Raw genomic sequence first — 25,597 nt, 5'->3', positions numbered from 1 at the left:
GGCTCGGCCGCACACGCACCTGATTGTTTCATAAACGCCACATTATGTTATTACACAAATTTGTACATAAGCACATCATCCATATATTCACCGTGATTCAACTTGTACTCTTTTATATTGAAAGGTTAATCGTATATTACATTCTTTCCTTGTTCAGTTAAGGTTTTCAAGTGAGTAAGCATTTGATTAATTTCCTGGTCTGAATGCCTTTCCCATGATTTTAATTCAGCTATAATTTTCAGAGGCGATTTAGATCTGTAGGATCTTGTTGGGTTTCCAGGAAATCTTTTATCGGTTACGTTCGGGTCATTTTCAAATTCACCTAGAGGTTCTACAATATAGATTCTCTCTTTAGATTGAGATCGTGCCAATTCAGCACCCCATTTAGCAGCATCTAATGTAGCTGTGAAATAGATATAGTTTGATTTTTTGTCTTGATAATTTGATAGGTATAGTGGTTCTAATAGGTCACCAATTTTCAGTTCTGCTTTTGTACCATGAAAGAAAGGACCTTTATCTAAGACTTCTTTATTATCATTCATCCTTAGACACCTCTATCTTTTTATGATTTGTTTACATCAGTATATGAGTAAAACCCTAGAAAGAGTAGTCTATTAATTATCTAGCAGTAGAAGTATAATTAAAGTAGAAAGAATGATATTGCGTTTTCAGATGATTTGGTTACAACCGGATCATCTTTTTTGTTATTGCTGTTTTGGCAACCACACTTATATATCTACCCTGTATTCAATAATTAAAAATTAAATCTAAAAAGTTCTTTACTTTACCACTAATCATTTGGTAGTATTATCCACAATTAAATAAAATGCTATGAAGAGAAGAGTATAATCGGCAATTCTTCAAAGAGAGCTCCAGTTGGTGAAAAGGAGTAAGAATTAATGGTTGGAAGCAAGCCTCTGAGCAGCACATTGGATCCTCGCAGGTGATAGTGTGACAGGAGCTCCTGTTATAGAGCTAGGGTATATGTATGTTCTTTATAACGTACCTAAAAAGGGTAGTATGGTGACATATTACCAAACTGAGGTGGCACCACGGCGCGCAATAACTCGTCCTCAAGACAAAAGTCTTGGAGGTGAGTTTTTTTATTGTCCAATTTTACATTCAAAGAGGAGCGGAAATAAAATATGCGTATAAAAATGTTTGTGAAGTCGTGGAAATACCCTTCCATTTTATTGACTATTATTGGTGTTTCCAGTGTTGGTGAATGGATATATTTTTTAGCATTAAATTTAATTGTTCTTGATATGATGGGAGTACTTGCTGTCTCAGGTTTATATATTCTTAGAGCGTTATCTACTTTATTTACTAACATTTGGTCGGGTAGTTTAGTTGATCGATCGAATAAAAAGCATCTTATGGTGTGGCTTGCCATATTTCAATCAATGTTTATTGCCTTACTCCCCTCATTTTCATCTATTTGGGCAATTTACGGTATTGTCTTTTTAATAAGTATAGCTAGTTCCATTGCTAATCCTACAACATTGACTTACATGACGAAGTTAATTCCTCAAGCTCAAAGAAAACGATTTAACTCTCTCGTTAGTTTAATTGATTCTGGAGCATTTGTGACCGGACCTGCGATTGCGGGATTTATTTTTATGAGTGGTACTCCTAATCATGCAATATATATGAACGCCATAGCCTTATTTTTAGCAGCATTGATCACGTTGTTCCTGCCGAATATTGAAAAAAGGGATCTAATTGAAACAGAAGACGAAAAAATAACCTTAAAAGTATTGAAAGAAGACTGGAAATTAGTTGTTGATTTTAGTCGTAATCACGGGTATGTAATGGTCATTTATTTACTATTTAGTGCTGTAATGGTTTTGGCAACTGTAGTCGATTCACTGGAGGCAGCATTTGCTACAGAAGTTCTTGCCATATCAGAGGGAGATTATGGATTACTGGTAAGTATTGCAGGTGTTGGAATCGTTGTAGGCGCCTTAGTAAACATGATAGTCGTTGAAAAAGTTGCTACCTCTTGGCTGATTGGTCTAGGATCTTTGATGGTTTCAAGTGGTTATCTTATCTATGCTTTTTCGGGTACATTTTTGATAGCAGCAGTTGGTTTTTTCTTTCTATCATTTTCAATGGCATTTATTAACACAGGATTTAATACATTCTATCAAAACAATGTTCCTGTAGAGGTTATGGGGCGAGTTGGTAGTGTTTATGGTTTCATCCAAGCATTTTTCATTATTATTGGGACTATAATTTTTGGAATCATAGCTGAATCGGTATCTATTCGGTTTGTCATCATAATTGGAACATTAATAATGTTTGCAGTAACGGTTATATTATTTATCTTTAATACCCAGTCATCTAAAAAAGAGTATTATATTGAGAAACATCAGTTACAAGCTCCCGGTACTAATTAGAAATATACGACATCTTGTAGTCATTAATACATGCAGTGGCTATAACCGCTTAAATCTTATAAAAAAACATAGGGAGATTTGATCTTCCTATGTTTTCATTCATATTATTAATCTGTTTGATTTTGCTTCTTTTTCAAAAACTCCGCACGTAGCTTTTCAAGATGCTTCTTTTTATCAAATTTGGCAGGCGACTGTTTTTCATGAAACTTTGTCACAGCAACCTTTCCTTTTTGATCCAATTGATATTTCCCCACTATGTTCACCTACTTCTCATATATCTTAAAGAAAATCTACTCAATAAGTATAGTCACCTTACTTTACTGAAATAATCCTTGTTACTATTAGTGTACTACATATACCAGAAAAAATATTTGAAATCTAATAAAATTCATTAATCGTTCTTTTCAGAAAAGTATCCCCTATATTATCCAATATATTATTTTTCAAATATAAGTGATTTGTCCGTTTTTAAAAAAACTCAGACCAGCACCAAAAGATTTGATTTTTCCTGTGGCGCTGCTCAAATTTAAAGCTGATAAGCCTATTATTTTTATTTAAGGATTAAGGATATGTTTACCATTTCGTATATTCTTTCTAAAGTAAGAACATGTTTGGCTTTTTCGTCATCACTCTCTGTGTGCAGATAGCCACCAACAAGTCTGTAGCCGAATATGATAAGGATCATCTCGAAGACACAATGATCGTCGATTCGAGCTTTATCCGTATACTCTGAAAAGCCTTTATAATTTCCCCTCAAATCTTTTATTGAATTAAGTAGATGTCATATTTAACCAACACCTTATAGTTCAATAAAAAAGTCACTACTCCTTCCTGAAGAAAGACATGTGTGCATATTTGGAGTAATAAAACATTACGAATGTTAACAATGATAAACATGATTGAAGGAATGGCTGGTACTATTTGAATCGGAGCTATTACTTTGGTTTATGTTAAAGGTGCTTTGCATCAAGATTTACAATGTCTGCAAGTATGTAAGAATAGCTTTTGTTGAAATGCCTATCCTACCAATACCCCTAGTTTTTTCAGATTCATTTCTCTTGAAGTAACTTCCGGAATGAAATAAAAAGTTTCAAATAGAGAAACTTTTTATCTTTTTTTGATTATATTTTTTTGTCATATTATCATGAATCACGTACGAAAGAAGGTGAATTCATTGAGTCAGTACGAAGTGGCTACATTGAAAAAAGGGCTACTAATTTTAGATGCGTTGCAAAATGGTGACATGACTCTTCAGAATGTTATACAAACATTCTCATTCAATAAATCTACAGCTTTTCGCTTGCTGTTCACGCTTGAAAGAATGGGATATGTAAAAAAAATCGGCCATTATTATAGTCTTACGAATAAAATCGGAGCTTTGTCTACTCCTTATGACGCCAAAACAAATTGGTTATCCGTTCCACCTCTCCACGATTTGAGTAGGGAAACCGGAGAGACAGCGTATGTAGGTATCCTTTATGGAACTGATGTGGTGACCGCTCAAGTTGTTGAAGGGCCCCATGCCATAAGGGCTCATTCTGAAGTTGGAGACCGTGCTCCTGTCCACTTAAGTGCTTTAGGAAAAGTCATATTGGCATTTTTACAAGAACACAAACTAGAAGAAGTCCTAAAAGAATTAACTTTGGTACAGAAAACAAAGAACACATTTGTGGATTTGCATCTATTAAAGGAGCATTTAAAAGTCATTCGTAATCAAGGATACGCTGTGGACGACGAAGAAACAGAAATAGGTTTGCGGTGTATAGCGTCTCCGGTCGTTCTTGAAGAGAATGTGATTGCAGCCATAGCAATCTCTGGTCCATCTACCCGTTTAAATAAAAAAATGGATAAGGCTTTTAGTAAAAAACTTATTCGATGTAGTTCACGTATTTCTGAAATGCTCTAATGGATGATTAAGATAATAGGAGGGGAAAAAGGTTGAAGACAATGACAACAAAAGTATATATTGCTTTATTATCGTTAGCGATTAGTGCTTTTGCGATCGGAACGACAGAATTCGTTATCGTAGGGCTACTTCAAACAGTCGCTGATGATCTATCCATTTCTGTGACAAAAGCTGGAACGTTAATCTCAGGCTATGCAATAGCTTTAGCTGTAGGCACCCCTATTGTAGCAGCGATTTCTGGACGGATTCCCAAAAAAGGGTTCTTGCTTATCTTGATGATCGTATTTATTTTAGGTAACGCATTAGCTGCTATTGCAGATACCTACGAAATATTAATGATCTCACGAGTTATTACAGCTGTCGCACATGGTGTGTTTTTTGCCATTGCAGCTACAGTGGCTGCTGATATCGTACCAGAGGATAAAAAGGGAACAGCCATTTCCATTATGTTTACTGGGTTAACGGTAGCTACCATAGCTGGTGTTCCATTAGGCACATATGTTGGCCAGCATTATGGCTGGCGCGCTACTTTTGGAGCAGTCGCAATTTTGGGTTTGATTGGTCTCGTTGCAAACTTATTTGCTGTTGATAAGGTGAAGAGACAAGCCAATCCCCCTACATTAATAGACGTAGGACAATTGGTAAGAAACAAGCGAATTGTATTAGCTCTACTTATGACTGCTTTAGGATTTGGCGGGACATTTGCTTTATTCACTTATCTAACTCCAATCCTTCAAGACATTAGTGGATATTCTTCTGGATCTATTTCATTACTACTCTTAGTTTATGGAGTCGCTGTAGCAATAGGAAATATTGCAGGAGGAAAAATGGCCAATCAACATCCGGTTCGATCACTCCGATTTGTATTTTTCTTACAAGGAATTGTTTTGTTGCTGCAGATGGTACTACTGCCAAGCAAGAGTTTAAGTATCGTAGGAATTATTCTATTGGGGTTATTCGCTTTTATGATGTCTCCAGGGGTACAAGCTTACATTGTAACACTCGCTGAAAAATTAGTACCATCTGCAATAGACATCGCATCCGCATTAAATATCTCGGCTTTTAATGTAGGAATCGCTGCAGGATCTACACTAGGGGGAGCAGCAGTAGACTATTTAACGTATTTAGATACGGCATGGATTGGTGCCATCATGGTAGCATTCGCTTTCGTCCTTTCCGTACTGAATTATAAATTAGATAAAAAACAAAAACTATTTTAAGGGAGAGTTTATTATGAATTTACAACAATTAGAAATCCTAGAAACTGAATTGCAATTTGAATCATTTACAAATGATGATGCCCTAAATCTAGGAATCACATTAGTGAATTATGCAAAAGAAAATAATAAGGCAGTAGCGATTCATATTGAGCGGAATCGAGTACCTTTGTTTACGCATCTAATGGATGGCACATCTGAAGAAAACGTATTTTGGCTATACCGAAAAAAACGCGTAGTCGATCACTACAACAAAAGTTCACATTTCATTTCAGGGAGATTTAAAGAGCAAGGAACAACTCATAATGAAAGCTCTCTTCTTGCACCATCAGAATATCAAGCTGTAGGAGGCTCTTTTCCTATACGGATTAAAGGTGTAGGAGTAATTGGATCTGTTACAGTGGCTGGACTTACTCCTCAACTTGATCATGACTATGCAGTTGAAGGAATTAAACGCTTCTTAAATAAGGTGTAAACAGAAAGTTATTGAGCATGCGACGCTGACTAAAAAAAGATAATTGAAGTAATTTGTTCAAACGAATCCACTCAGCTTTCCCTTAGTTAAGTAGTGTCAGAGGATAGATTTTATAAATAATTGTACCAAAACAAAAAATGTCCAAATCATTTTATCTTGGTGGCTCATTGGTTTATAAAAAGTGCCTTTTAAGCAGCTAGTAGTTGACCTCGGTATTGTTCCGGGGTCATCTTTTTCAACCCCCATTAGTCCATGAACTAGGTATAATAGCGAGCGGAGTTTTTCGATTTTCCCTCTTAAATCAGTTACTGTTTTACATGTATTGGTCATTACAGAAATTACCTTGATTTTTTCTGACCGTACTTTTTCCTAGCTATTTTTATGAACTTCTTTATTAACCATCTATACCACCCCTTAAATACAGCTGCTGTAGGCATTTTTATTACTATAGCACCTATACAAAACCTAAACTTTCTTATGGTTCAATTTTTTAAAGGAGCTGTTAGACGAAAGATTAATCCAGTTTTAAATAATAAAATAAATTAAAGGTGATGTGATTTTCTTGTTGAGTAATTTGATAGAAACTCATACGTTCCCTCCTTGTTTGGAAACTAATCTATTACATTTCCATAAACTTAGAGAAGTCCCTTCTTCAATAATACTTCACGTTTGTTCAACAAGATCAATAAAGAAGGCGTTTATCCTTCTTGGATCTACGCCTTCGTTTGTTGATTTATGATCATTTTTTGTTTTTCTGCCCATAACTGCAAATTAATAACCCCAGGTACCCCAGCCGCCTGAAGTTCCTTGACCTCCAAATGGTGAAGGAAAAGCTTGACCTTGACCATATCCTTGACCACCCATGCCCCCTGGAAGACCACCTTGGTGTCCAAATTGTGGAGGAATTGGACCGGTATATGGTGTCCATCCTAATACATCTTGAATAGGAACAGTTACATATAAGTCTTCTGAAGGAGTAAATATATTGAAGAAAACAGTTCCCGTATTTTGAGCAATATTTAAACCACTATAACCATAAAACTTAACTATGACCTGACCATACCCCTTAATATTGGTTATTCCGTAAAGGTTTTCAGAATTAGAAATATTTTTTACTTCTTGAGCACTCAATCTTGTATGTTGAAACACAAAAGCAAACCTTTCTGTTTTAAAATAAATTTTCTTTATAAGTATATGGGGGTTTTTAAGAATGTGCATGGACAAGAGCACAAGAAAACTTAATTTCAATGTATAAACAATAAGACAGCTATAACCAATTTACCGTTTTAATTATTCAACAATCCTTCTACTCTCTACTTTTCATGAGTAATGGCAGTCGCCTTATGCAACCTGTCTTATCCTTTGTTTTTCATAATCTATCTAACAAATCTACTAGTTAAAAGAATGTTCTTCATTCAAGAAAATACAAATAGAGCACTTCTCATTCTTGAAGAAATGCATTCTTTAACTGAAGAAATACAACATGTGTATTACATTTCGAAAAACTTGTCTCTCTCCACTTTACAAACTCGAAGGGCAAAATTTTTATACCATTCTGTTTTACCTTTGTCTTGGGCAACTTGATGTGCTGAATTTTCCTTCCATTCTCTTATCGCCTCTATAGATTCCCAGTATGACACTGTGATTCCTAATCCCTCATCACGAGCACTTTCCACACCTAAGAACCCCTCCTGTTTAGAGGCTAACTCTACCATTTTGTCTGCCATTTTCCCATAACCACCGTCACCTTCAGTTCGCTGTGAAGCAAATATCACTGCATAATACGGTGGTTGGGGAGTTTTTGCAATTCCACTCATATTTTGGGTCCCCTTAAAATTTTTTTATAATTTCTATATCCTTCTCAAAAGTTCATACTAAATGGCCGATTCCCGTATAACCCTTATTCCGTTAATACGCCCGATTGTTGAGTATTACTTAGTCGATCCCAACAAAAAAATCACTGTTAGTTAATCAATAACAGTGTTATCTCCAGTGACTCTACTCTTTATATTCCTCCCAACCCTTTTCCATTGAACGGACACGTTTTAATACTCCCTCATCCGACAAAAACTCAATAGTCGTACCCTCTACTATATAAGTGGTAATAGGCAACTCAATTTCAAATAAATCATACTCCGGGTGATCTTTCATAAAGTCGAGATTAAACCTTATTTTTACTGCACCATCTTTCACTTCTTTTATAATGTCTTCATTTTGGTTTTCTTTTATTAACTTATCGGCTAACTCTCTTTGTTTGCGTTCCATTAAATAAAGGTCTTCATAACTAAGTTTTTTGGTTATCATTTTTGTATGTTCTTCATAAGTAGAACAACCACCATTAATAAAGAATAAACTAGAGATTACGATTGAACGTAATAGAGTCTTAAAGTTCCACATGTTACACACCCTTACATAAATAGTGCAGCCAAAAGTCTAAAACCATCGTTTTTAAGTTACAAACTCTAGTACTTTGATATCTAACGCATCAACAACACCAATCTGTTCTTCTGTATCCCAAAGTGTGATCCTAGTAGTTTCAGCATTCTCTACAAACGGTTGCAATTCTTTAATTTCAGTAAAGTAAACAGGATTTTGTTTAATAGCTCCGTCAGCTATTCTTTTTGATTTTACTAAACCTATTAAACTCAGTTCTGTAACCCTTTGTCCCGTTTCCTCATACAGTTCTCTAACTGCACATTCTTTTGGTTTTTCACCCGATTCTCTCTTTCCGGCTGGCAATTCCCACTGCTCTCGCAAAGGGTTATAACACATAAGATATTTGCCTTCACATTTGATTAAAGCATATGAACAAGAAAGTGGATTGAAATCATGTAACTGCTCTTCCGTCACACTAATAAAGTCCACAAACTCATAGCCGTTATGTTTCGTAAACTGGTAATCAACTCTCATGCTCACAACTCACATAAGTAATCAATTAATTCTCGAATACTCTTATCCTTAGAACCTTCTGCTAGTGCATGTTCAAATAGACGAAAAGCTTTAGGATCGTTCTCTTTCAACCATTGAAAAGAAACCTTTGGCCCCATGAACCACTCACCTTTTAATTCAAAATAGATTTCCAAACTGTCTTTTAGCATCCAATGAAATCGATAGTTTCCTTCTAAATCATTCTTAGCCGATCTCAAAAGCATCTTTTTAAGCCAACTTTTCAGGAAGTTCTTCTCATCATGAGTTAATTGTTTCGGACCTTTTTCATAAGTACTTCGAATATTTGCTAAAAATTCTTCCGCTAGCCCTTTCTTGTTGACCCAAATCTCACCCATATGGACTCGCAAAAACGGTTCAGATTGCTTCATCTTTTCAGTAGGATAAATCCATGCATCTAACTGCTTTCCATCGATAAACTCAACCTCATTCGTATCCTCGGCAACGGAATCTGAAAAACAGATTAAATCAACATCACTTTCTTCTGTATAATCTCCTCGACTATATGATCCGTACAAAATAATGGTGTGGCAATCATACCTCTTCAGTAAATAGGATTTAATTTCTTTTAAATCGTTATGTGTATTCATGAATGACACCCTTTATATTCTTTGTTTTATGTATGTGTGTCCTTGAAACCAAGCTTTAAGTTTTGCTGCATAACCTGCACGTTCCTCTGGATTGCTAAGACTGCCATGGGTCAGATAAAGATTATCGTTGAAATACCGCGGATACACGTGTAAGTGGTAATGCCAAACATCTTGACTCCCACCTGGTTCGTTATGCTGCCTTGTGGAAATTCCTTCGCACTTGTAGCAATCTTTAAGAGCATAGGATACCTGTTGAGCAATCTTGTGGATGTGAGCGGCAATGTCGAGTGGCAGATCAAAGATATTTTCATAATGAAGATTAGGTATTATAATCACATGACCTTTGTTATTAGGCCACCATAACGTTGCGATTAGCGCGGTAACATACTCATCCTGATAAATAATATCTTGCTGCTTGCTTTGAACCAGCTTATTGTTAGGATCCTCAACCCCTTGAACGACTAAACAAAAAGGACACGTATAGTTCGGTGGCATATGTGAATACATAAGTTTTCTCTCCTAAACGATTCTTACAAAACCTTGTTCATGAACTTCTGAATTTCTTCTTTAAATAAACGTGATTCCTCAAGAAAAGGATAGTGATTACTATCATAGAAACGAACGAAAGTGGAATCTGGAATCCCTTCTTTCATTTCCTCAGAAAACGAGATCGGACATTGAACATCATGCTCACCACCCATAATTAATGTGGGAGTCGTTATGTTATATAGCTGCCTCGTAACATCGAAAATCATTTCTTCTCTAATAAAAAAATTCATGCGAGACGCTGACATTTTCTTCGTGATAGATAAATAGAAATACTTGTCATACTTCTCTGGCTTGTGTAGAGAAAGCTTTGTTCTCTGTTTTGAAATCTCAGCCCTTTCAACTGGTGACAAAACAGGATTCTTAAGCGTTTCAATAAGTTCTTGCATGAATTCAAACTTCGGGTGCTCACTATGATATATACACGCGGGAGAAGAATTCGCATATTTTCTCGCTGCCGATCCGACGATAATTAGAGAGGAGAGACTTGAAGAAAAGTGAATGCCATATAACAATCCAATCATGCCTCCTGTTGAGTGTCCAGCATACGTCCATACAAAGAATCCCAACGCTTCTCGAACAGCTTCTAAATCATATACCGCGTCAAACATGCTCAACTCGTGAGGATAATTAGCTTTAGATGAATTCCCCGCTTCTTTCAGGTTTACGAGATACACCTGATAACGATTGGTAAAAGTGTCCGCAAAATAATCACCAGAATCGTTAAACTCCGAATAATGATGAGTCACACAGATCGGGTATCCCTCACCCTTAACAAACACTTCAAACGTTCCTCTTGCCGTAGATACTAATTTCGTCTTCCACTTTGACATTTCGTAGGCTCCTTCACTTCACAGACAACCTTATTACCAAATACTTTTATGTGAGCCATCGCAATTCGGCATCCGTTTTGAAAACCCGCACGTACAGTCATTCAATCCTTTTCCATCAAGGATTTGGTCCATGTATTTTTCAATCCGTGCTTCTCGCGTTTTAGACTGTTTTGCTTCTGCAAAATATCGCATATACGCTTTTTGGCGGCCAGGCGTTAATGCTTCGAAAGCTTCTTTTAAATCAGAGATTTCGTCCATTTTATTCTGGAATTCAATGGGTATGGAGAAATCGGACGTTTTCTTCAATTGTACGGTTAGCCCCGATTTTTCTACTTCAATCGCTTCATGAATATATGCTTTAAGCGTGCTTTCCATATTTAAAATGTCTTGAACATTCGTAAATCGAATTTGACGCGCAGATTGTACATTCGCGGTTTGTTGGATTAGGATCTTTTTCTCGTCTTTCAACAGAACCCCTTTATGAAACAATAGTGCACAATATTCTTTGAATCCATGAATTAATACGACATTCTTTTCGTTTAACGTATAACACGGGTGCATCCACTTAAAGTCTTCCGTGAGGCCACAGTCTAATACGATTCGTCGTAACTGATCAAACTCTTCCCTCCACGATTTCGCTTCTTTCAAAAACTCATCCACTTTCGGATTCAACATGTCTTTTGGCATCGTTTAGCCCCCTCGGCATTTACAATTAATCAACTTCTATCATTTCTATGAAACCACAATAATTCCTTTTGAAAAAGCTAACTTCAAGAAACATCTTCTAAAGTTGACGACAGGTCAGAAACTTTATAGGATAGAACATATTCATTTGGAGGTTTTTGTTTGTTCAACTTATGTTTAGAGCTGAGTAAGTAAACCTTCTTCGTTCGTTTGATGAAGAAGGTGCTATTTATAGAAATTATGAAAAGATGAGGAGACTATAAATGGATTTGAAAATACGTATCGAACTTACTCAAGATTATAAGAAAAGCGAAGAAGTGGTTAGAAGTGCATTTGAATCAGAGGCATTCAGTGATAAGAAAGAGCATATTTTAGTAAACCGAATCAGGAAAACAGAAGCATTCGTTCCTGAACTTTCTTTAGTCGCTGAAAACGAGGAACAAGAGATTATCGGGCATGTTCTTCTTTCAAAAGTAAAAATTGTTAACGATGAGCAAGTGATTCAATCACTGGCACTCGCACCCGTTTCTGTTGTTCCGGAGTATCAAAATAAAGGAATCGGGAGTCAACTCATAAAAGCAGCGCTAACATCTGCCAAGAATTTAGGCTATCAGTCCGTTATTGTGCTGGGTCATCAAGATTATTATCCGAAGTTTGGATTCAAACGGGCTAGCACATGGGGGATTAAAGCTCCATTTGATGTATCTGATGAAGTCTTTATGGCGATTGAGTTACATGAGGATTCCTTGGCTGATGTAAATGGTGTTGTGCATTATTCAGAGGCATTTTCAGAATAAGTTAAATAGAAATGGGTGTCCAATACTGCTTATCAGCAAAAGACACCCTTTTTCTAAACTTACGACTCCCGTTTATGCTTTTCCTCAATAATCTTCTTATTTAAAATCCTGACTTCCCCAACCATCAATAATCTCATATCCTCAACAATATACTTCGCCAGCTCTTCATCTGAAATATCATCACCATGAAGATCGAGACGGAATTCTTGCCCCTGTAATCCTCCACCATTTGAAAAATCAATTTCAAAATCAAATTGTACGCGTTTATCCAAATGAGAACACCTCACCATCGTATGTTTATTATGATTTATTTAAACAGCGTTAAAAGTAGAACTGTAATCATCCCCACACCCATTGTTCCAACGAAAAAGTAACCGAGAATGCGGATTGGCATAGGAAAGCCTTGCATATTCACTTTGAATAGATTTTTAGTTGGATAGCCTTCAATCTTTCCATAATGATCTATGGCATCATTAAACGGCGCGTCGGTTTTATTCTGACTATCGAACTGTTTTAGCCGTTGATCAATACGTTGTTTCACTTTTTGAAGATCTTCTTCCATTAAAGACCACCCCCACATATCATCTAGCATTAATTTCTATAAACATAGAATCATTCCTTCTTAAATTCATATTTACGAGATTCACAAATTGTCCAATCCAATAAGACAAGCTTTGCATAAAATATAGGGAATAGGGATTATTGAGATTCTTATTCTTTTCTCAGCATGAGATAGATGGGGGTGTCTTCTTTTGAGAAGTTTCATTAGCATTTTAGATGGCTTATTGGCTTGCAAGAAAGCACGTAAGAGCAAGAAAAACAAAAAGAGAATCGGTTAATTAGAAAGCTGCCTTTAGGGGCGGCTTTTCATATTTATAAACAGCTACATATACGTTTAACTGTCACTTCAAAAGGGGAAATTATGATTATCACTATTTTAAGGGGGAACGTTATATGAAAGAACAAATAAAGAAAGTGCTCAGCAATCCGAAAGTTCAAAAAGGTATAAAAGACAAAGTTGTTCCTTTAGTTAAAAAGGAAATGGAAAAAAGGAAGAAGAAGTAATACTGATAAAAGGCCATTCAGATAACCCATCCTAAGTGAAGAGAGATGGGTTACTTTTTTGCTTTAGCTACAATAATTTCGCTGTTTATTTGACTTTAATATAAAACACGTAGCTAGCTGATCCGCGTTTCCAATTTCCGTAAGTACTCACCGCATAGATGCCACTTTCTTGAGGGGCTACAAATGTTCCATCCTCTAACAATGTTTCACTTTCAGAATCAGACTGCCCCTTTAACCAAATGCTTACTTCTTTTGAAACTTTGATAGGTTTGCGATTGTATGAAACCGTAATGTTCTCTCCTGGTGCAACAGTTACAGCCTCAATGTCATTCATCATAAAAGGTTCGACCATATCTCTGCACTCCCCACTCAAAAATCCATCCCAACAATAACTGCCTTGCTTAACGGGAATTGAGGCGTTTGTTTCTGTTATCGCACTTGCGGTTGGCGGCTTCGCGTTCATGATGTAGTAAGTGAAGAAACTTGAAATCAGTAAAAAGGCAAGAACAAGACCTAAGACCCCTGTTTTTTTCATTTTTACTCCCCCATATTAAATCAGTTCTTATACAATTAGTCGTTTACAGATTGTACTAGGTTTCATCCAATGTGATTTCTTTAAGCCTATGAGATTGGAGAGTTTGTATTGAAACAAGCATTTTACATTACGTGTATTTATTTTATTATCTGTTTATTTCTTCTTCCCTTTCTTTCAGTAACTGATTGGTTAATTCTCACATTAACTTTACTAGCCTTATCATTCACCGTTGGATATCTAACATACAAAATACGTAATTGGTGGATTTCTTTCTCTTTAACTGTAATCCTAGTAACTTTGTGTATGATCTTGATTAACAATAACTCCTCCATTAATATCCCGGTAAATGTTCCTCTTGGTATGGGTATATTTTATTTACTTATTGGAGTTGGCAATCAACTTCGGAACAATCGTTAATTGTTTAGCCAATCACCAACTAGTTGTTGAACGATTCTACGCTGTTCAATATGTAGCATGTGACCTGCATAATCCAAAATCACTCGATTTGAATGAGGGAATTTTTCCAACAAAAACTCAAAGTCTTGATAGCCGCAGATATGATCGTGTTTCCCGAGAATTAACAGTAATTTCTGCTGTAATGTTGAACCATCAGAAAACGGTTCCTGAGAAAGAAAATACCCTTCCTCTTTCCAGTTGGAACTCAGAAATTTACGATTTGCTAATAGTCTTCCTGGTTGAACTTCTTCTAAAAAGCATTTTAGGTTCACTTCATTCTGACAAATCATTAAGGTTTCATAAGCAGCTCTCGTATCCACATCTAGTGCGTGAAGTATTGATTGATTCTTTTCGAGCAATACTTTTTCCGGTACGGTTCGCTCTTTTCGATGAATAGCCGGAGCCAATAATGCAAGCTTTTTTACACTGTTTCTTTTTCTGTGAACGATGCCTTGTGCTATGTATCCCCCATAAGATGAACCAATTTAAGGCGAATTCCTCATCTTTCAACACAACATCTATAAATTCGAGTACATTTGAAAGTATGTCATCAGTTGATTTCACGGTTGAATCAATCTCACTATGTCCGTGCGCAGGTAAATCCACATATATCCTTTGATAATCACATTTGTTATGAAAAATAGGTTCCAGCCATGCCTTCATAGAACGATGGTCCGTTCCCATTGAATGAAGAATAATTAATGGAAGACCTTCACCGATCGCTTCATAATAAATGCTTCCGCTCTTCACCTTACATAGCATTTAAACCCATCCTATCTTATTTTTAATTAGTTTGACTGTAATGTCGAAATGTTTTTTTAATATTCCTTTACGAGAATATTCCTCGTTAGTTATATTATAAATGAAAGGAGGAACAGTTTATGGGCGAGAAACTAACAACATTGCATGCACTTGCCGAGCCCAATCGCTTTCACATTGTTGAGCTTTTGAGAGTTGGTCCTCTCACTGTAGGAGAAATTGCTGACAGCCTTAAGCTGCGCCAACCACAGGTATCAAAGCATCTACGTGTACTTAGTGATTCTGGGCTTGTTGAGGTTCAACCTATCGCGAATCGTCGGATTTATAAGCTGCAGTCACAACCTTTCTTAGAACTTGAGGAATGGCTTGATACCTTTCGAAGCATTTGGGAAGATCGGTTCGACCGCTTGGATGATTATTTAAAAGAAATGAAATAAATGATATTAGGCACTACATAAAACAAGGAGGAATAAAAAATGACTGTTGAAAACAAAACGAATCAATTAACTTCTAAAGTAGAAGGAAATGTATTGGTGCTAGAACGTACTTTTAATGCGCCACGAGAACTTGTGTTCAAAGCTTTTTCTGAAGAAGAGCATTTGAAACGCTGGTGGGCTCCAGGTGGCTGGACGATGTCGATCAAACAGTTCGAATTCCGTCCTGAAGGGGTTTGGCATTATTGCATGAAATGTACAGACGAGAATCAAGAATACTTCGGACACGAGTCTTGGGGAAGAGCGGTATTTCATGAAATCGTCGCACCAGAAAAAATTAAGAGCGTAGACGCGTTTTCAGATGCTGAAGGTAATGTTTCTGAAGAATTGCCGCAAACACAAGTCACTTTAACCTTTATTTCAGAAGGCAACCAAACAAAACTGATCAACCGTGCAGAATATGCTTCTGCTGATGATGTAAAGACAGTTCTAGACATGGGTATGCTTGAAGGTGTGACGATGACTTGGAACCAGCTAGAAGAATTACTTAAAGAAATGAAATAAGTAATGAAGCGAAGAAAGCTATATGCTTTTTTCGCTTTTTCATTTGCTTGTTTCCTTAAAATAAAATATTCCCCTAACACTTAAATAAAGTACAGGAATTCCGATAACGAAGTAGAGTAATCCTTTTGGCATAAATTCATCATAAAAGTATAGAAACAAGACAGCCCAAATAAAGATCGTAGTGTATTTGATTACATTTTTCATTTCTAATAAAACATCCCTTAACGCTCAAATGATATACAAGATTATAAGAGTTAATCTTCTAACGAATCAAATTCTTCTAGAAAGTCATAGATCTCTCTTCGGAGTTCCTCAACATCCCCATAGTATCCATCAACTGCCATTGCCCAAGCATCTGTTAAGTTGATAATCGACCTTTCAATATCATCACAGCTCTCTGGAATGTGACCAACAAGACGATACATATATGTACATATTTCGGTTACATCCCTTGTTTGACTTAACTCATCATAAAGTATACTTAGAAATCCTTGAATGGGACGGGCCTCATCACACTCTCCTTTTACGTCGGTTAATTTTGAGCAAACAGATGCTATTGTTGAATTAGAAGATAACGAGATTTCAAGTATTTCGTATGGAGGCTGATCCAACTTCTCTATTAATTGATCGGCCCACTCGATGACATTTTTCACTTGAAAGAAACCGATACAGAGACCTAAACGGTAGATTTCTGCTTGTACTTTAATTTCCATGACTGATCACCGCTTCATTGATTTAATTCTACTAGCCTTTTTAGTAACCGTAAGACTTCTTCATTCTGTTTGTTATTTTTAACAAGTTGACCACGTATCCCTAACAAAATAAAAATCATGATAATCGCTAATCCAAATCCAATTAAAACAATCATATTTTAACACCATCCTTTTCCATACATTACTATTATCGGTATGTTTATCGCCCTCTCCAACTATCTCTTTCCATAAAAAAGTGCACTTCTCCTTCTAGAAAAAATGCACGTTCTTTGTTACTCGTTGGATTGCTCTTTTGTACTGTGATTACCATTTACCATATCGATCACAAACGTATTGCCTTTCGCATTCTCGATTGTCTTTATCAGGCGAAGCTTTGCTAGTTCTGGATTATTTTCCAGCATTTTAGCCGTATTCGCTAGACTTCTTAAAGTTGCTGCTTCTCCTCTTGCTCTCTCAAGTGAAGACTGAGCTTCTTTTTTCGCTTTTATTACCTCAAGAAAAGCTTTTTTAAGTTCAGCAGATAACATAATATCTTTTATGTCTACTGAAAGGATGGATAGTCCTGCAAACGATTTCTCTACAAGAAGTTGTTGAAGCGAATCATTCACTTCATTTCGCTTTCCTAACAAATCATCTAATTCTAACGAAGATACAACATCACGTAGTTTTAGCTGCACGTTCATGTACACATGCTCTTCATAATCTTCATATTCAGAAATGAGGACTTGCGGATCAGTAATCTGATATTTTACGGCAACACTAATTTTTACACTAAGATGATCAGCCGTTAATAACTCTTGTCCGTTCAGCTGCAGAATCGTTGGTCGCATGTCAAAAACCATAATTTCAGTAGAAGATGGAGAATATTTATGCTTACCAGGACCCACAATCTCCTGAAATGCCCCATGATGAAACTTCACACCACGTTCATACTCGTACACGGTAACTGAAGCAAAGAATTTCTTTATGAATGCTAGAATTGCAAAAACAACAATAAACACAAATCCCATTACTACAAGAGATTCTAAAAATGAAACCATTCCAATTTCCCCTTACTATTTAAACATGTGAAACCACCCAACAGACATGGATTGAACAATGGAGGTCTTACCTGCAAAATTGTTTCATCCTTAGCCTTTGAGTGGCTTCATGTAGGGCTTCGAACCCAAAACCGGTTCCATAAAGGTATACCAGTTGCCACAAGATGAGAAAGCCGATCAGCTACACCATTTAAAGATTTTAAACGGAGGCTTTGCATTTCTCCAAACATAATTATAACAACTGTACCAAAGGAAAAGTAACTATTTTTACTAATCAACCTATTTTTTAACATGTACAAGCACTTAAATAAAAGCGGCATACACTAGAATTAGAAAGGGGGTGATAGTTTGACTCAATTTCTAGATTTAAGAACTAGTCAGAATGCTAGTTATGCTAACTCTATTGCGATTCCGATTCTAGTAGTTAATGCTCCACAATTAGTTGGACAAATCGGTTTAAACACTGAGAATGCTGGTCCTAATCTTCGTGTGGATCTTCAAGGTACGATCGCACTACAACTTCCATTAGCACTTCTTGGTATTACAATTACAGTTGTTCGAGGTACACTTCCTACAGATGAAACGGTATTCTCAGCGACTCAAACATTTAATTTAGATGTTCTAGCGCCTCAAATCATATCCTTCAATGCATCTGACTACAATGCTCCAGCAGGTCCTCAACAAATTTACACGATGTTCGTCTCTTCTAACCTTTTAGGCACAGTTCGTATCGGACCAGAAAGCTTTACAGGTACTGCAATTAGCGACTAATAAAATGTAAAGGGCACATCATTAATTTGATGTGCTGTTTAGTTTTTTAAAAATTAAAAGCTATACATCATCTTGAAAAATTCCATACACCGCACAGTCCTTATACTGATTTTTCGCATTGCGAATCATGTGCCGGATCACCCCTTCTTGTTTCATGCCAACTTTGGCCATAATTCTTCCAGAAGCAGGGTTGTCGGTGTTATGTGCGGCAGAGATCTTATGTATGTTCATCTGACGAAAGCCAAACTTCACTACAGCTTGTAGCGCCTCGGTTCCATACCCATGATTCCACCACTTGAACCCAAGCGAATAACTTACCTCGCAGTTATCTGTCGAGTCATCAAAATCATACAGATCAATTTCTCCGATCAGTTCACCTGTATCTTTCAACTCGATGCCCCAATAACAAAATTCCTTATTTTCATATTCACTGACAATCTTTTTTACACGCTCTGCTGTTTGAGTGATACTCGTGTGAGCAGCGTTCACTCGATTGTCAGCCACTCGTTCGTCTGAAAGCCAATGATCAAATATGCTTTGAGTGTCCGATTGTTTTAAAGGACGTAGAAGTAGTCGGTCTGTTACTATAACGGGTGTTCCTGAATAGTTAATCATTTATACACCTCATACACATCAATTCAACTGCTATTTTGTTATGTACCAGTATACGAACAATGAGATTGCGATGATGGCCCATATAATAGTAAAGCTATATTTTCTCATTCAAGGTACTCCTTCAAATTCCGATTACTCTATGAATGATTTGATATCTTTACCCTAAATCATCCAACAAAACCACTTCACTTGTTTCAGCGTTCACTCCATGATGACAGTCCAACTTGCCGCAGAGAATGTATTGCTTCTCTTCATCGTCATACACATAAAAAGGCTTAAGCTCAAGCAAATCTTTCAATTTCTCATACGCTTCTTCTTGTGTGACCGTTACATTGCCAGGTGCTTCTAAGGAATCATACATTTCTAACATGAACTGATTGTCGATGTAGTTCACAACGTCGATTGAGTTGGGATCAACTAGTATTGAAAGTTTTCTTTCAAACACTCGTGTTTCATGCTGGTCTGTTCTAAGTGTCGCAACTAAAAATTTCTTGTCACGATGCAGATTTGTCACACGCCATTTCCCAGAGTCTTCAGGGTACTCCTGACGTAACAAACGTTCTACAGATCGCACACAACTTTTCTCATCTTCCTCTGTAATAGGTAGGGTGGGTGGAGAAGGTGTGCAGGAAAAGGCTTCATCAAGCGTGATTTCTTCTTGCAAATCAATTTCTTCTCGTTCAAAAAAAGCGTTAGAGATTGGCTCATCCCAGCGAAGAATGTGATTTACTTTTTTAGTAGTTCCGCCATCTTGAAGCATTTCAAATGGTTTAGTCGTCAAATCTCTGTTTCTTATGTATATCTCTTCAACACCATACACAGCAAATAATTTCTTCTGTTCAAAAGACGGATATTCCAGTCTCCTCATTTGTTCTTTTGCTATGTGTTCCGCTTTTTCTAGTGAAAGATTATAGGTTTCAAGCTTTACCCTATCACTTGCCGGAAACTCTCCATGAAAGGAAAAGAAGGTTAGCTGTCGTTTATCATTCCATTTCACTTCAATCATCCCAGACGGCGAAATAGGAATATTGTCTATGAATGAACGAAATTCTATTTCATTTTCTGTCTCTTTATGTATTTGGAACTGCTTGTTATGTGTTAATCCAGTTTCTTGTTCGATCCACTTAATGACTTCCTCAGTTCCACCATTAAATGTGATTCCATCTTGTGCATAGGTCTCACCCATCACAAAGATCGCATTATTCAATTTTCCGGTGTTCACATTATATTCAATGCTCGCTGTACCTTCTGGATTCGAACCATCTTCATCGGACTCCGTTCCATTCGGAAACCACTCCAAACAAAGTGTGTAACTCGTTTCGTTGAAGTGGTTCACGTTTCTCCAGAGACTATGATGATGTAAATAGTAGTTTACGAGTCCGAACGTTATTTGGGCTTGATCTACGAATGCTTGTATTCTGCTATCCACTACTCCCGCTCCTTTTGTGACTGTTCGCCAAGTTCTCCCATGACGTTGAATATGATCCAGACTCCAAGAACGACCACAACTCCGTAACCTACATAGTACAAAACTATGTTTATAAACCAGATTAAGGCGCCAAATGGACCAAAACGTTCCAGATCTACTAGACTTAGTGACATAAACCCAAGTCCGACTAGAAATCCATAAAGCAGATGCTGCATTCTGTTCATCGGAATCCCCTCCTTATTCACCTTACTTCTTTTCTAAATAGATGTACTCATCCACCGTGTTCATGGCAGAAGAGGCTTTTAGAATCTTCATACCTTTTAATCGGCTGCCGCACTGAAAATGAACGGTGTCATCTGCACCGATCTGGATCTTGTGCGTTGCGCTCTCAACCCAGTCGATCTGCATCTTCACAATATACTCACCAGGAGCTACATCCAGTTGTTTCGTTTCTCCGTCTTTGATCTGTTCTGTCTTGCTCTCGTTCAAGTAAATATCAAACTTTCTCATCTTGTTCATGAACTGACTGTCTCTCTTAAACACTAATTTCGCCATTTAGTTCCCATCCTTCTCTATGAATCTTACAAATCATTACATTCTTTAATTATATACTTCATATAGTTCAACGCATCATTTCTTCTCTTCCGCATAGAGCTATAATGCGAGAACTTATTTCCGCTTCGGATGCGCAATGCTTCACGGATGATTTGGTGATACTCTTCAGGAACCGTTCGGAGTGCGTATTCACCAGCTCCCACTTTTGACGTGATGTCTTTCTCTTTTGACGAATAATAGAGTCGCGTCACACCGAGCACTCCCCACTCAATCATGCTTCCACTCATGTATAGTGCTATATATTGAAGAGACGGAAAACGCTCACAATTCTTCACCCAGTTCAGCCAATAACCGTTAATGTTCTCGACCAAGTTAGATTTCAATTTTGTCCAATCTACAGATAGATTGTATGTTTCGATCGGCAGTCCTTTAACGACGATGCCATATGTCTGAAGTTGGTAAGCATCGATCCAATTATAGTGAAAAGTTCGATAACTTTGAAGCTTTCCTTCATTAAAATAAGGACATGAAGAATTACCGTTGTTTTCACTCTCTAGATCTTCTCGCGTTAAATACATGCCATCTAAGCTTGGCTTCGGATACTCTTTTCTCATCTCATGGTGAATTTCTTTTAATTTCTCAACATCTGATTGTGTTAGCTTTTCTTTTATTACCGCGTAAAAGTCGATGTCACTTAATACTTCTTGATAAGCTCCAATTGAAACAGAGCCGAATAGGTAAAGTGACTCCAACTTATCAGGCAGCTTCTTCTCTATTTTTTCAAAGTATGAATTTAATACTTCCTTTACTTCTTCAGGGATACGTTTTGGTTCATTTCTTGTTTGCGTTTGGGTCATACCGTTAGCCTCTTTTCATGAACACGTTGTATTCCTATATTTTAGCATATTTATCCAATCACCTCAGAATGAATTGACATATAACCAAAAGGTGTTATATTCTAAACGTACAACCAAATGGTTACATATTTAGACTAGGAGATGAATGCTTGTGTCAACACTACCAGATATTAAACAAACCGCAACCTTTAACGCACCGATTCAAAAAGTGTGGGATGCTGTATCAACATCAGAAGGCATGTCAGCGTGGTTCATGCCGAATGACTTTAAAGCAGAAGAAGGTCATGAGTTTCACATCCAGTCCCCTTTTGGTCCTTCACCGTGTAAAGTGCTCGAGATCGATGAACCGCATAAGCTATCGTTTGCATGGGACACAGACGGCTGGGTCGTGACGTTCCTGTTAGAGGAAAAAGGAGATCAGACAGGGTTCACACTAATCCACAGCGGCTGGAAAGAAGAAGACGCAATCGTTGGAAAAGCCAATCAAAAGGCTCAAGATGTGCGTGACCGTATGAACGGCGGATGGGTTGGTATCGTGAATGAGAGACTGAAAAAGGTCGTTGAAGGTTAAGTGGCAACACCAGCAGAAAAACACGATGTCTTTAAAGCGATTTCCGATCCAACAAGACGTGAAGTATTGAGGCTGCTCGCAGAAAATGAACGGCCGATCTCGGAGATTGCAGATCACTTTGATATGAGCCGAACAGCTGTGACGAAGCATCTGCAAATTTTAACGGAGGCTGAACTCATATCTGGTCGTAAAGAAGGCCGGGAAAAGATTTATCAGCTGCATCCAGAGCCTTTAACAGAAGTGAAGCAGTGGCTATCTTATTACGAAAAATTCTGGGAGAACAAGCTATCTATGCTTAAACATCTGGTTGAGGACGAAAAGTAAAAAAAAAGAGACTGATCCACTAGGTTTTTCCTATAATTGTTTTCAGTCTCTTTTATTATTAAAGTTTTCTTATTGTTTCAGTTATTTCTGCTAATAATACACTTTTCTATAACTCTTAGCTCAGACTGCAAACGAGTTAGAGCTTTTATTTCTCCCAAAGCTCGATCAGTCGACCATCAGGATCTTCAACCCAAATAAACTTTCCATATTCACTAACCTCTTTTTTCTTTGCGAGAGGTACACCAATTTGTTCAAGATGCTGAATTGTCTCGTCTAAATTATGTACTTGGAAGTTTAGCATCACTTGTTGCTCAGTTGGAAAATAATCGTTATCCTCAGTAAAGAATGAAAAGATTGTTTCATTACCGGATTGAGGTTTGATAATAGTTCCATTCCAATTTTCTATTTCTATGTTCAAGACCTCACTGTACCACTTCTTCACAACTTCAAGATTCTTAGTTCTCCAAAATACTCCTCCAAAACCTTTTATCATCTTCTCTAACTCCTGTCTGTTATCAATAGTTTTTCGATAAAACCTGTTACCCGCTCCCCATTTTAAATGGAATAAACATGACCGTTCTTCTTGTTGTATAATTTTAACATAAAAAAGCTTAAAGAGATTTGATTCTCTCTAAGCTTTCTCATTATCTCGGCAGAGAAAAGAATGCTCTGCTCTCGCTATAGTTCCCTGCAAATCTTCCAAGCGGCTGCAATTTCTCTAAGTCCACTTTATAATTACCAAGATAATACTCATCATTGATGTGATACCGTACCATTCTGCCTATCACTATATGATCACTCCCTAGCTGAATAATCTGCTCTAGCTGACACTCCATCTGGATCGGCGCTTCTTTTACGCGCTTTGGTTTTACAACCGTGCTGTCCAACGTTGTCAGTCCTGCTGCTTCAAATTCATCCACATCACTCGGAAGGTTCTCGGATGTCTTCTGCATTTCATTTCCCAATGATGACGTGACCACATTTATCACGAACTCTTTTTGGTTCCGTATGTTTACGAGAGTATCTTTCTCCGTTCCTTCTCTTTCTCCCACTCCAGGTCCAATTGATATACAAAGCATAGGAGGGTTTCTGGAGGCTACGTTAAAAAAGCTAAACGGTGCCAGGTTGACCACTCCTTCTGTTGAAATGGTCGATACCCAGGCGATTGGTCTTGGCACGACTGATCCAATCAATAGTTTGTATACATCCTTTTCTGACAGCTCTTTCGGATCAAATTGCACGTTCACTCACCCTCGCTTTTCTCTTTTTATTAACGCGTAACAAAACTAGCAATATCGCAAAAACGATACATAACAACCCTGTGATAAAAAACCAACCTGAAGTGTAGCTCCCGTTCATATCCACCATAAATCCGAAGACAGGCGGTGCCGCGATGACACCTAGTGACCCGATCGTGATGCTCAATCCGCTCGATATACCAGCCTGTTCAGGTGGAACGAGTTCACTCGCCAGGTTCATCCAGATCCCGTTGAATCCGGAAACCGCAAAGCCAAAGACGGCGATGATCGGAACAAGAAAACCAAACGGCGTATGTTCAGGCAACAACGCCAATGTGCTGCTGGACAGTGAAGAGATGATGACGATAACGATGATAATAATCACACGTTCTCCGTTAAAAATCCGGTCACTGATCACCCCCCACGCGACTCTTCCAAACGATCCGCATGCTTCTGATATGACGAGCAATAACCCTGACAAAAACAGTGATATTCCCATCTTCTCATACGCAAAGAGCACGAGATACGTGTTCAAACACATCTGGGCGCCGTTCAGTCCGAGTGCACTTAAACTGACAAGCAAAAGAGGCTTGTTCTGAATCATTTTCCACATCGCTTTATAAAAAACAGACAACCTCTGATCACTTTTCCCTTGTGGTGCGGACTCTGAATCGCGGTACTGAAAAAAGGACAGGACCCCAATCAGAATCAAAAGTAATGCTGCGCCGATTACAGCTTTCCGCCAGCCATAAGATGCTGCGATTGGAAGTAAGATCACGGCAGATAAAGCAGATCCGAGTGTGACGCCCATCTGTTTGATGCCCATGGCTGTGCCGCGCTGTGTTTGTGTGAACCAATAGATGATGCCTCTGTTCGAGACCGGGTGCATCGCTCCGTATCCGATACCGCCGATGACCACGAATAGGAGCATCGACCAAAAATGTGTAAAAAAGGTCGAGAACATGAACCCGACCCCTAAACACATGGACAAAGCAAGAAGTAGCCTCCTCGATCCGAGCCGGTCCACTAAGAAACCGGCAGGAATCGAAGCAAGTGCCTGTCCTAAAAAGAGACCGGCCGGAAGCATGCCGATTTGAGCTTTTGAGAGCGAAAGATCTGCTCCAATCAAAACTCCTAACGGTACAAGTCCGCGTCCTACAAAGGCAACCAATATTTGAACAATCAAGAGCCAGATCAGCATCTGCCAATGTGGCTCAAGACCACTACGCTTAACGCTCAAACTCAAATTTGCCATGTCAACTTCAACTCTTTTTTATC

Annotated in this window: 34 protein-coding genes and 1 other annotated feature; of the genes, 10 read left to right on the top strand and 24 right to left on the bottom strand. The window is 37.7% G+C overall.

Going from position 1 to position 25,597, the window contains the following annotated elements; translation table 11 throughout:
• Window positions 1–125: 125 nt before the first annotated feature.
• Window positions 126–542: an NAD(+)--rifampin ADP-ribosyltransferase gene (arr, locus tag P4V41_RS10305; protein ID WP_328084734.1), complete on the bottom strand. Its 417-nt coding sequence runs from the start codon at window positions 540–542 to the stop codon at window positions 126–128.
• 280 nt (window positions 543–822) lie between these two features.
• Window positions 823–1,078: a binding site (T-box leader), on the top strand.
• 67 nt (window positions 1,079–1,145) lie between these two features.
• Between arr and P4V41_RS10300 the strand changes: the two genes are divergently transcribed.
• Complete coding sequence (locus P4V41_RS10300; protein WP_328084732.1) at window positions 1,146–2,399, top strand: MFS transporter; 1,254 nt, start codon at window positions 1,146–1,148, stop codon at window positions 2,397–2,399.
• 107 nt (window positions 2,400–2,506) lie between these two features.
• Here the strand turns inward: P4V41_RS10300 and P4V41_RS10295 are convergent, their stop codons facing one another.
• Complete coding sequence (locus P4V41_RS10295) at window positions 2,507–2,638, bottom strand: hypothetical protein (protein ID WP_328084763.1); 132 nt, start codon at window positions 2,636–2,638, stop codon at window positions 2,507–2,509.
• A 935-nt stretch (window positions 2,639–3,573) separates the two neighbouring features.
• Here P4V41_RS10295 and P4V41_RS10290 point away from each other — a divergent pair.
• Genes P4V41_RS10290 through P4V41_RS10280 form a run of 3 tightly spaced genes read left to right on the top strand, consistent with a single transcriptional unit; the run spans window position 3,574 to window position 5,997 of the window.
• On the top strand, window positions 3,574–4,305 hold the full coding sequence (locus P4V41_RS10290) for an IclR family transcriptional regulator (RefSeq protein ID WP_328084731.1): 732 nt from the start codon (window positions 3,574–3,576) through the stop codon (window positions 4,303–4,305).
• Window positions 4,306–4,346: 41 nt separating this feature from the next.
• A complete protein-coding gene (locus P4V41_RS10285) occupies window positions 4,347–5,525 on the top strand; it encodes an MFS transporter (RefSeq protein ID WP_328084762.1) in 1,179 nt (392 codons plus the stop codon).
• Window positions 5,526–5,538: 13 nt separating this feature from the next.
• Window positions 5,539–5,997, top strand: coding sequence for a heme-degrading domain-containing protein (locus tag P4V41_RS10280; protein ID WP_328084730.1), 459 nt, complete (start codon window positions 5,539–5,541; stop codon window positions 5,995–5,997).
• 771 nt (window positions 5,998–6,768) lie between these two features.
• On the opposite strand, the gene P4V41_RS10275 is transcribed toward P4V41_RS10280, so the two are convergent.
• From P4V41_RS10275 to P4V41_RS10240, 8 genes are all read right to left on the bottom strand, one after another.
• Window positions 6,769–7,215: a hypothetical protein gene (locus P4V41_RS10275; protein ID WP_328084729.1), complete on the bottom strand. Its 447-nt coding sequence runs from the start codon at window positions 7,213–7,215 to the stop codon at window positions 6,769–6,771.
• A gap of 272 nt (window positions 7,216–7,487) precedes the next feature.
• Window positions 7,488–7,814 carry an antibiotic biosynthesis monooxygenase gene (locus P4V41_RS10270; protein WP_328084728.1) on the bottom strand — a complete coding sequence of 109 codons (327 nt, stop codon included), beginning with the start codon at window positions 7,812–7,814 and terminating at the stop codon, window positions 7,488–7,490.
• Between the two features lie 181 nt (window positions 7,815–7,995).
• Complete coding sequence (locus P4V41_RS10265; RefSeq protein ID WP_328084727.1) at window positions 7,996–8,394, bottom strand: hypothetical protein; 399 nt, start codon at window positions 8,392–8,394, stop codon at window positions 7,996–7,998.
• 51 nt (window positions 8,395–8,445) lie between these two features.
• Window positions 8,446–8,907, bottom strand: coding sequence for an NUDIX hydrolase (locus P4V41_RS10260; RefSeq protein ID WP_328084726.1), 462 nt, complete (start codon window positions 8,905–8,907; stop codon window positions 8,446–8,448).
• 2 nt (window positions 8,908–8,909) lie between these two features.
• Entirely contained in the window at window positions 8,910–9,533 is a 624-nt protein-coding gene (locus tag P4V41_RS10255; protein ID WP_328084725.1) for a nucleotidyltransferase domain-containing protein, read from the bottom strand.
• A 12-nt stretch (window positions 9,534–9,545) separates the two neighbouring features.
• On the bottom strand, window positions 9,546–10,040 hold the full coding sequence (locus tag P4V41_RS10250) for an HIT family protein (protein ID WP_328084724.1): 495 nt from the start codon (window positions 10,038–10,040) through the stop codon (window positions 9,546–9,548).
• A gap of 23 nt (window positions 10,041–10,063) precedes the next feature.
• Window positions 10,064–10,912 (bottom strand): alpha/beta hydrolase, encoded by an 849-nt coding sequence (locus tag P4V41_RS10245; protein ID WP_328084723.1) that lies wholly within the window; start codon window positions 10,910–10,912, stop codon window positions 10,064–10,066.
• 33 nt (window positions 10,913–10,945) lie between these two features.
• Window positions 10,946–11,599, bottom strand: coding sequence for a DUF1801 domain-containing protein (locus P4V41_RS10240; protein ID WP_328084722.1), 654 nt, complete (start codon window positions 11,597–11,599; stop codon window positions 10,946–10,948).
• Window positions 11,600–11,859: 260 nt separating this feature from the next.
• On the opposite strand from P4V41_RS10240, the gene P4V41_RS10235 reads away from it, so the two are divergent.
• Window positions 11,860–12,393: an N-acetyltransferase gene (locus tag P4V41_RS10235; RefSeq protein WP_328084721.1), complete on the top strand. Its 534-nt coding sequence runs from the start codon at window positions 11,860–11,862 to the stop codon at window positions 12,391–12,393.
• 59 nt (window positions 12,394–12,452) lie between these two features.
• On the opposite strand, the gene P4V41_RS10230 is transcribed toward P4V41_RS10235, so the two are convergent.
• From P4V41_RS10230 to P4V41_RS10215, 4 genes are all read right to left on the bottom strand, one after another.
• The gene (locus tag P4V41_RS10230) at window positions 12,453–12,665 is read right to left on the bottom strand and encodes a cyclase (RefSeq protein WP_328084720.1); all 213 of its coding nucleotides are present in this window, start codon (window positions 12,663–12,665) and stop codon (window positions 12,453–12,455) included.
• Between the two features lie 35 nt (window positions 12,666–12,700).
• Window positions 12,701–12,955: a hypothetical protein gene (locus tag P4V41_RS10225; RefSeq protein ID WP_328084719.1), complete on the bottom strand. Its 255-nt coding sequence runs from the start codon at window positions 12,953–12,955 to the stop codon at window positions 12,701–12,703.
• Between the two features lie 588 nt (window positions 12,956–13,543).
• Window positions 13,544–13,993, bottom strand: a complete 450-nt coding sequence (locus P4V41_RS10220; RefSeq protein WP_328084718.1) for a hypothetical protein — start codon at window positions 13,991–13,993, stop codon at window positions 13,544–13,546.
• A 413-nt stretch (window positions 13,994–14,406) separates the two neighbouring features.
• Window positions 14,407–14,898 carry an alpha/beta hydrolase gene (locus P4V41_RS10215; RefSeq protein WP_328084761.1) on the bottom strand — a complete coding sequence of 164 codons (492 nt, stop codon included), beginning with the start codon at window positions 14,896–14,898 and terminating at the stop codon, window positions 14,407–14,409.
• 432 nt (window positions 14,899–15,330) lie between these two features.
• On the opposite strand from P4V41_RS10215, the gene P4V41_RS10210 reads away from it, so the two are divergent.
• Both P4V41_RS10210 and P4V41_RS10205 read left to right on the top strand, forming a co-directional pair.
• Window positions 15,331–15,645 (top strand): metalloregulator ArsR/SmtB family transcription factor, encoded by a 315-nt coding sequence (locus tag P4V41_RS10210; protein ID WP_328084717.1) that lies wholly within the window; start codon window positions 15,331–15,333, stop codon window positions 15,643–15,645.
• 39 nt (window positions 15,646–15,684) lie between these two features.
• On the top strand, window positions 15,685–16,206 hold the full coding sequence (locus tag P4V41_RS10205; RefSeq protein WP_328084716.1) for an SRPBCC domain-containing protein: 522 nt from the start codon (window positions 15,685–15,687) through the stop codon (window positions 16,204–16,206).
• Window positions 16,207–16,460: 254 nt separating this feature from the next.
• Here the strand turns inward: P4V41_RS10205 and P4V41_RS10200 are convergent, their stop codons facing one another.
• Window positions 16,461–16,919 carry a hypothetical protein gene (locus tag P4V41_RS10200; protein ID WP_328084715.1) on the bottom strand — a complete coding sequence of 153 codons (459 nt, stop codon included), beginning with the start codon at window positions 16,917–16,919 and terminating at the stop codon, window positions 16,461–16,463.
• 272 nt (window positions 16,920–17,191) lie between these two features.
• Window positions 17,192–17,959: a slipin family protein gene (locus tag P4V41_RS10195; protein WP_328084714.1), complete on the bottom strand. Its 768-nt coding sequence runs from the start codon at window positions 17,957–17,959 to the stop codon at window positions 17,192–17,194.
• Between the two features lie 348 nt (window positions 17,960–18,307).
• Between P4V41_RS10195 and P4V41_RS10190 the strand changes: the two genes are divergently transcribed.
• Window positions 18,308–18,730, top strand: a complete 423-nt coding sequence (locus tag P4V41_RS10190; RefSeq protein WP_328084713.1) for a hypothetical protein — start codon at window positions 18,308–18,310, stop codon at window positions 18,728–18,730.
• A 60-nt stretch (window positions 18,731–18,790) separates the two neighbouring features.
• Here P4V41_RS10190 and P4V41_RS10185 read toward each other — a convergent pair whose 3' ends face one another.
• From P4V41_RS10185 to P4V41_RS10165, 5 genes are all read right to left on the bottom strand, one after another.
• The gene (locus P4V41_RS10185; protein WP_328084712.1) at window positions 18,791–19,345 is read right to left on the bottom strand and encodes a GNAT family N-acetyltransferase; all 555 of its coding nucleotides are present in this window, start codon (window positions 19,343–19,345) and stop codon (window positions 18,791–18,793) included.
• Between the two features lie 157 nt (window positions 19,346–19,502).
• Window positions 19,503–20,774 (bottom strand): hypothetical protein, encoded by a 1,272-nt coding sequence (locus tag P4V41_RS10180; protein ID WP_328084711.1) that lies wholly within the window; start codon window positions 20,772–20,774, stop codon window positions 19,503–19,505.
• Entirely contained in the window at window positions 20,774–20,998 is a 225-nt protein-coding gene (locus P4V41_RS10175) for a hypothetical protein (RefSeq protein WP_328084710.1), read from the bottom strand. The genes P4V41_RS10180 and P4V41_RS10175 overlap by 1 nt, the downstream gene beginning before the upstream one ends.
• Before the next feature lie 22 nt (window positions 20,999–21,020).
• Window positions 21,021–21,329, bottom strand: a complete 309-nt coding sequence (locus P4V41_RS10170) for a hypothetical protein (RefSeq protein WP_144699638.1) — start codon at window positions 21,327–21,329, stop codon at window positions 21,021–21,023.
• A gap of 26 nt (window positions 21,330–21,355) precedes the next feature.
• The gene (locus P4V41_RS10165; RefSeq protein WP_328084709.1) at window positions 21,356–22,186 is read right to left on the bottom strand and encodes an aminoglycoside adenylyltransferase domain-containing protein; all 831 of its coding nucleotides are present in this window, start codon (window positions 22,184–22,186) and stop codon (window positions 21,356–21,358) included.
• 151 nt (window positions 22,187–22,337) lie between these two features.
• Here P4V41_RS10165 and P4V41_RS10160 point away from each other — a divergent pair, with 151 nt between their 5' ends.
• Entirely contained in the window at window positions 22,338–22,757 is a 420-nt protein-coding gene (locus P4V41_RS10160) for an SRPBCC domain-containing protein (protein WP_328084708.1), read from the top strand.
• Window positions 22,758–23,081, top strand: a complete 324-nt coding sequence (locus P4V41_RS10155) for a metalloregulator ArsR/SmtB family transcription factor (RefSeq protein ID WP_328084707.1) — start codon at window positions 22,758–22,760, stop codon at window positions 23,079–23,081.
• A gap of 145 nt (window positions 23,082–23,226) precedes the next feature.
• On the opposite strand, the gene P4V41_RS10150 is transcribed toward P4V41_RS10155, so the two are convergent.
• The 3 genes from P4V41_RS10150 to P4V41_RS10140 form a co-directional block, all read right to left on the bottom strand.
• Window positions 23,227–23,574, bottom strand: a complete 348-nt coding sequence (locus P4V41_RS10150; RefSeq protein WP_328084706.1) for a VOC family protein — start codon at window positions 23,572–23,574, stop codon at window positions 23,227–23,229.
• A gap of 151 nt (window positions 23,575–23,725) precedes the next feature.
• On the bottom strand, window positions 23,726–24,322 hold the full coding sequence (locus P4V41_RS10145) for a flavin reductase family protein (RefSeq protein WP_328084705.1): 597 nt from the start codon (window positions 24,320–24,322) through the stop codon (window positions 23,726–23,728).
• Window positions 24,312–25,574, bottom strand: a complete 1,263-nt coding sequence (locus P4V41_RS10140) for an MFS transporter (RefSeq protein ID WP_328084704.1) — start codon at window positions 25,572–25,574, stop codon at window positions 24,312–24,314. The genes P4V41_RS10145 and P4V41_RS10140 overlap by 11 nt, the downstream gene beginning before the upstream one ends.
• Window positions 25,575–25,597 lie beyond the last annotated feature (23 nt).

Source organism: Fictibacillus nanhaiensis, from assembly GCF_036213205.1.
Classification (GTDB): domain Bacteria; phylum Bacillota; class Bacilli; order Bacillales; family Fictibacillaceae; genus Fictibacillus; species Fictibacillus nanhaiensis_E.
This window is presented reverse-complemented; position numbering and strand designations above follow the sequence as displayed.

Coding starts and splice junctions, on each gene's coding strand:
- arr (WP_328084734.1), bottom strand. CDS start 542: ATGAATGATAATAAAGAAGTCTTAGATAAAGGTCCTTTCTTTCATGGT.
- P4V41_RS10300 (WP_328084732.1), top strand. CDS start 1,146: ATGCGTATAAAAATGTTTGTGAAGTCGTGGAAATACCCTTCCATTTTA.
- P4V41_RS10285 (WP_328084762.1), top strand. CDS start 4,347: ATGACAACAAAAGTATATATTGCTTTATTATCGTTAGCGATTAGTGCT.
- P4V41_RS10280 (WP_328084730.1), top strand. CDS start 5,539: ATGAATTTACAACAATTAGAAATCCTAGAAACTGAATTGCAATTTGAA.
- P4V41_RS10275 (WP_328084729.1), bottom strand. CDS start 7,215: ATGCACATTCTTAAAAACCCCCATATACTTATAAAGAAAATTTATTTT.
- P4V41_RS10270 (WP_328084728.1), bottom strand. CDS start 7,814: ATGAGTGGAATTGCAAAAACTCCCCAACCACCGTATTATGCAGTGATA.
- P4V41_RS10265 (WP_328084727.1), bottom strand. CDS start 8,394: ATGTGGAACTTTAAGACTCTATTACGTTCAATCGTAATCTCTAGTTTA.
- P4V41_RS10260 (WP_328084726.1), bottom strand. CDS start 8,907: ATGAGAGTTGATTACCAGTTTACGAAACATAACGGCTATGAGTTTGTG.
- P4V41_RS10255 (WP_328084725.1), bottom strand. CDS start 9,533: ATGAATACACATAACGATTTAAAAGAAATTAAATCCTATTTACTGAAG.
- P4V41_RS10250 (WP_328084724.1), bottom strand. CDS start 10,040: ATGTATTCACATATGCCACCGAACTATACGTGTCCTTTTTGTTTAGTC.
- P4V41_RS10245 (WP_328084723.1), bottom strand. CDS start 10,912: ATGTCAAAGTGGAAGACGAAATTAGTATCTACGGCAAGAGGAACGTTT.
- P4V41_RS10240 (WP_328084722.1), bottom strand. CDS start 11,599: ATGCCAAAAGACATGTTGAATCCGAAAGTGGATGAGTTTTTGAAAGAA.
- P4V41_RS10235 (WP_328084721.1), top strand. CDS start 11,860: ATGGATTTGAAAATACGTATCGAACTTACTCAAGATTATAAGAAAAGC.
- P4V41_RS10225 (WP_328084719.1), bottom strand. CDS start 12,955: ATGGAAGAAGATCTTCAAAAAGTGAAACAACGTATTGATCAACGGCTA.
- P4V41_RS10220 (WP_328084718.1), bottom strand. CDS start 13,993: ATGAAAAAAACAGGGGTCTTAGGTCTTGTTCTTGCCTTTTTACTGATT.
- P4V41_RS10210 (WP_328084717.1), top strand. CDS start 15,331: ATGGGCGAGAAACTAACAACATTGCATGCACTTGCCGAGCCCAATCGC.
- P4V41_RS10205 (WP_328084716.1), top strand. CDS start 15,685: ATGACTGTTGAAAACAAAACGAATCAATTAACTTCTAAAGTAGAAGGA.
- P4V41_RS10200 (WP_328084715.1), bottom strand. CDS start 16,919: ATGGAAATTAAAGTACAAGCAGAAATCTACCGTTTAGGTCTCTGTATC.
- P4V41_RS10195 (WP_328084714.1), bottom strand. CDS start 17,959: ATGGTTTCATTTTTAGAATCTCTTGTAGTAATGGGATTTGTGTTTATT.
- P4V41_RS10185 (WP_328084712.1), bottom strand. CDS start 19,345: ATGATTAACTATTCAGGAACACCCGTTATAGTAACAGACCGACTACTT.
- P4V41_RS10175 (WP_328084710.1), bottom strand. CDS start 20,998: ATGAACAGAATGCAGCATCTGCTTTATGGATTTCTAGTCGGACTTGGG.
- P4V41_RS10170 (WP_144699638.1), bottom strand. CDS start 21,329: ATGGCGAAATTAGTGTTTAAGAGAGACAGTCAGTTCATGAACAAGATG.
- P4V41_RS10165 (WP_328084709.1), bottom strand. CDS start 22,186: ATGACCCAAACGCAAACAAGAAATGAACCAAAACGTATCCCTGAAGAA.
- P4V41_RS10150 (WP_328084706.1), bottom strand. CDS start 23,574: ATGATAAAAGGTTTTGGAGGAGTATTTTGGAGAACTAAGAATCTTGAA.
- P4V41_RS10140 (WP_328084704.1), bottom strand. CDS start 25,574: ATGGCAAATTTGAGTTTGAGCGTTAAGCGTAGTGGTCTTGAGCCACAT.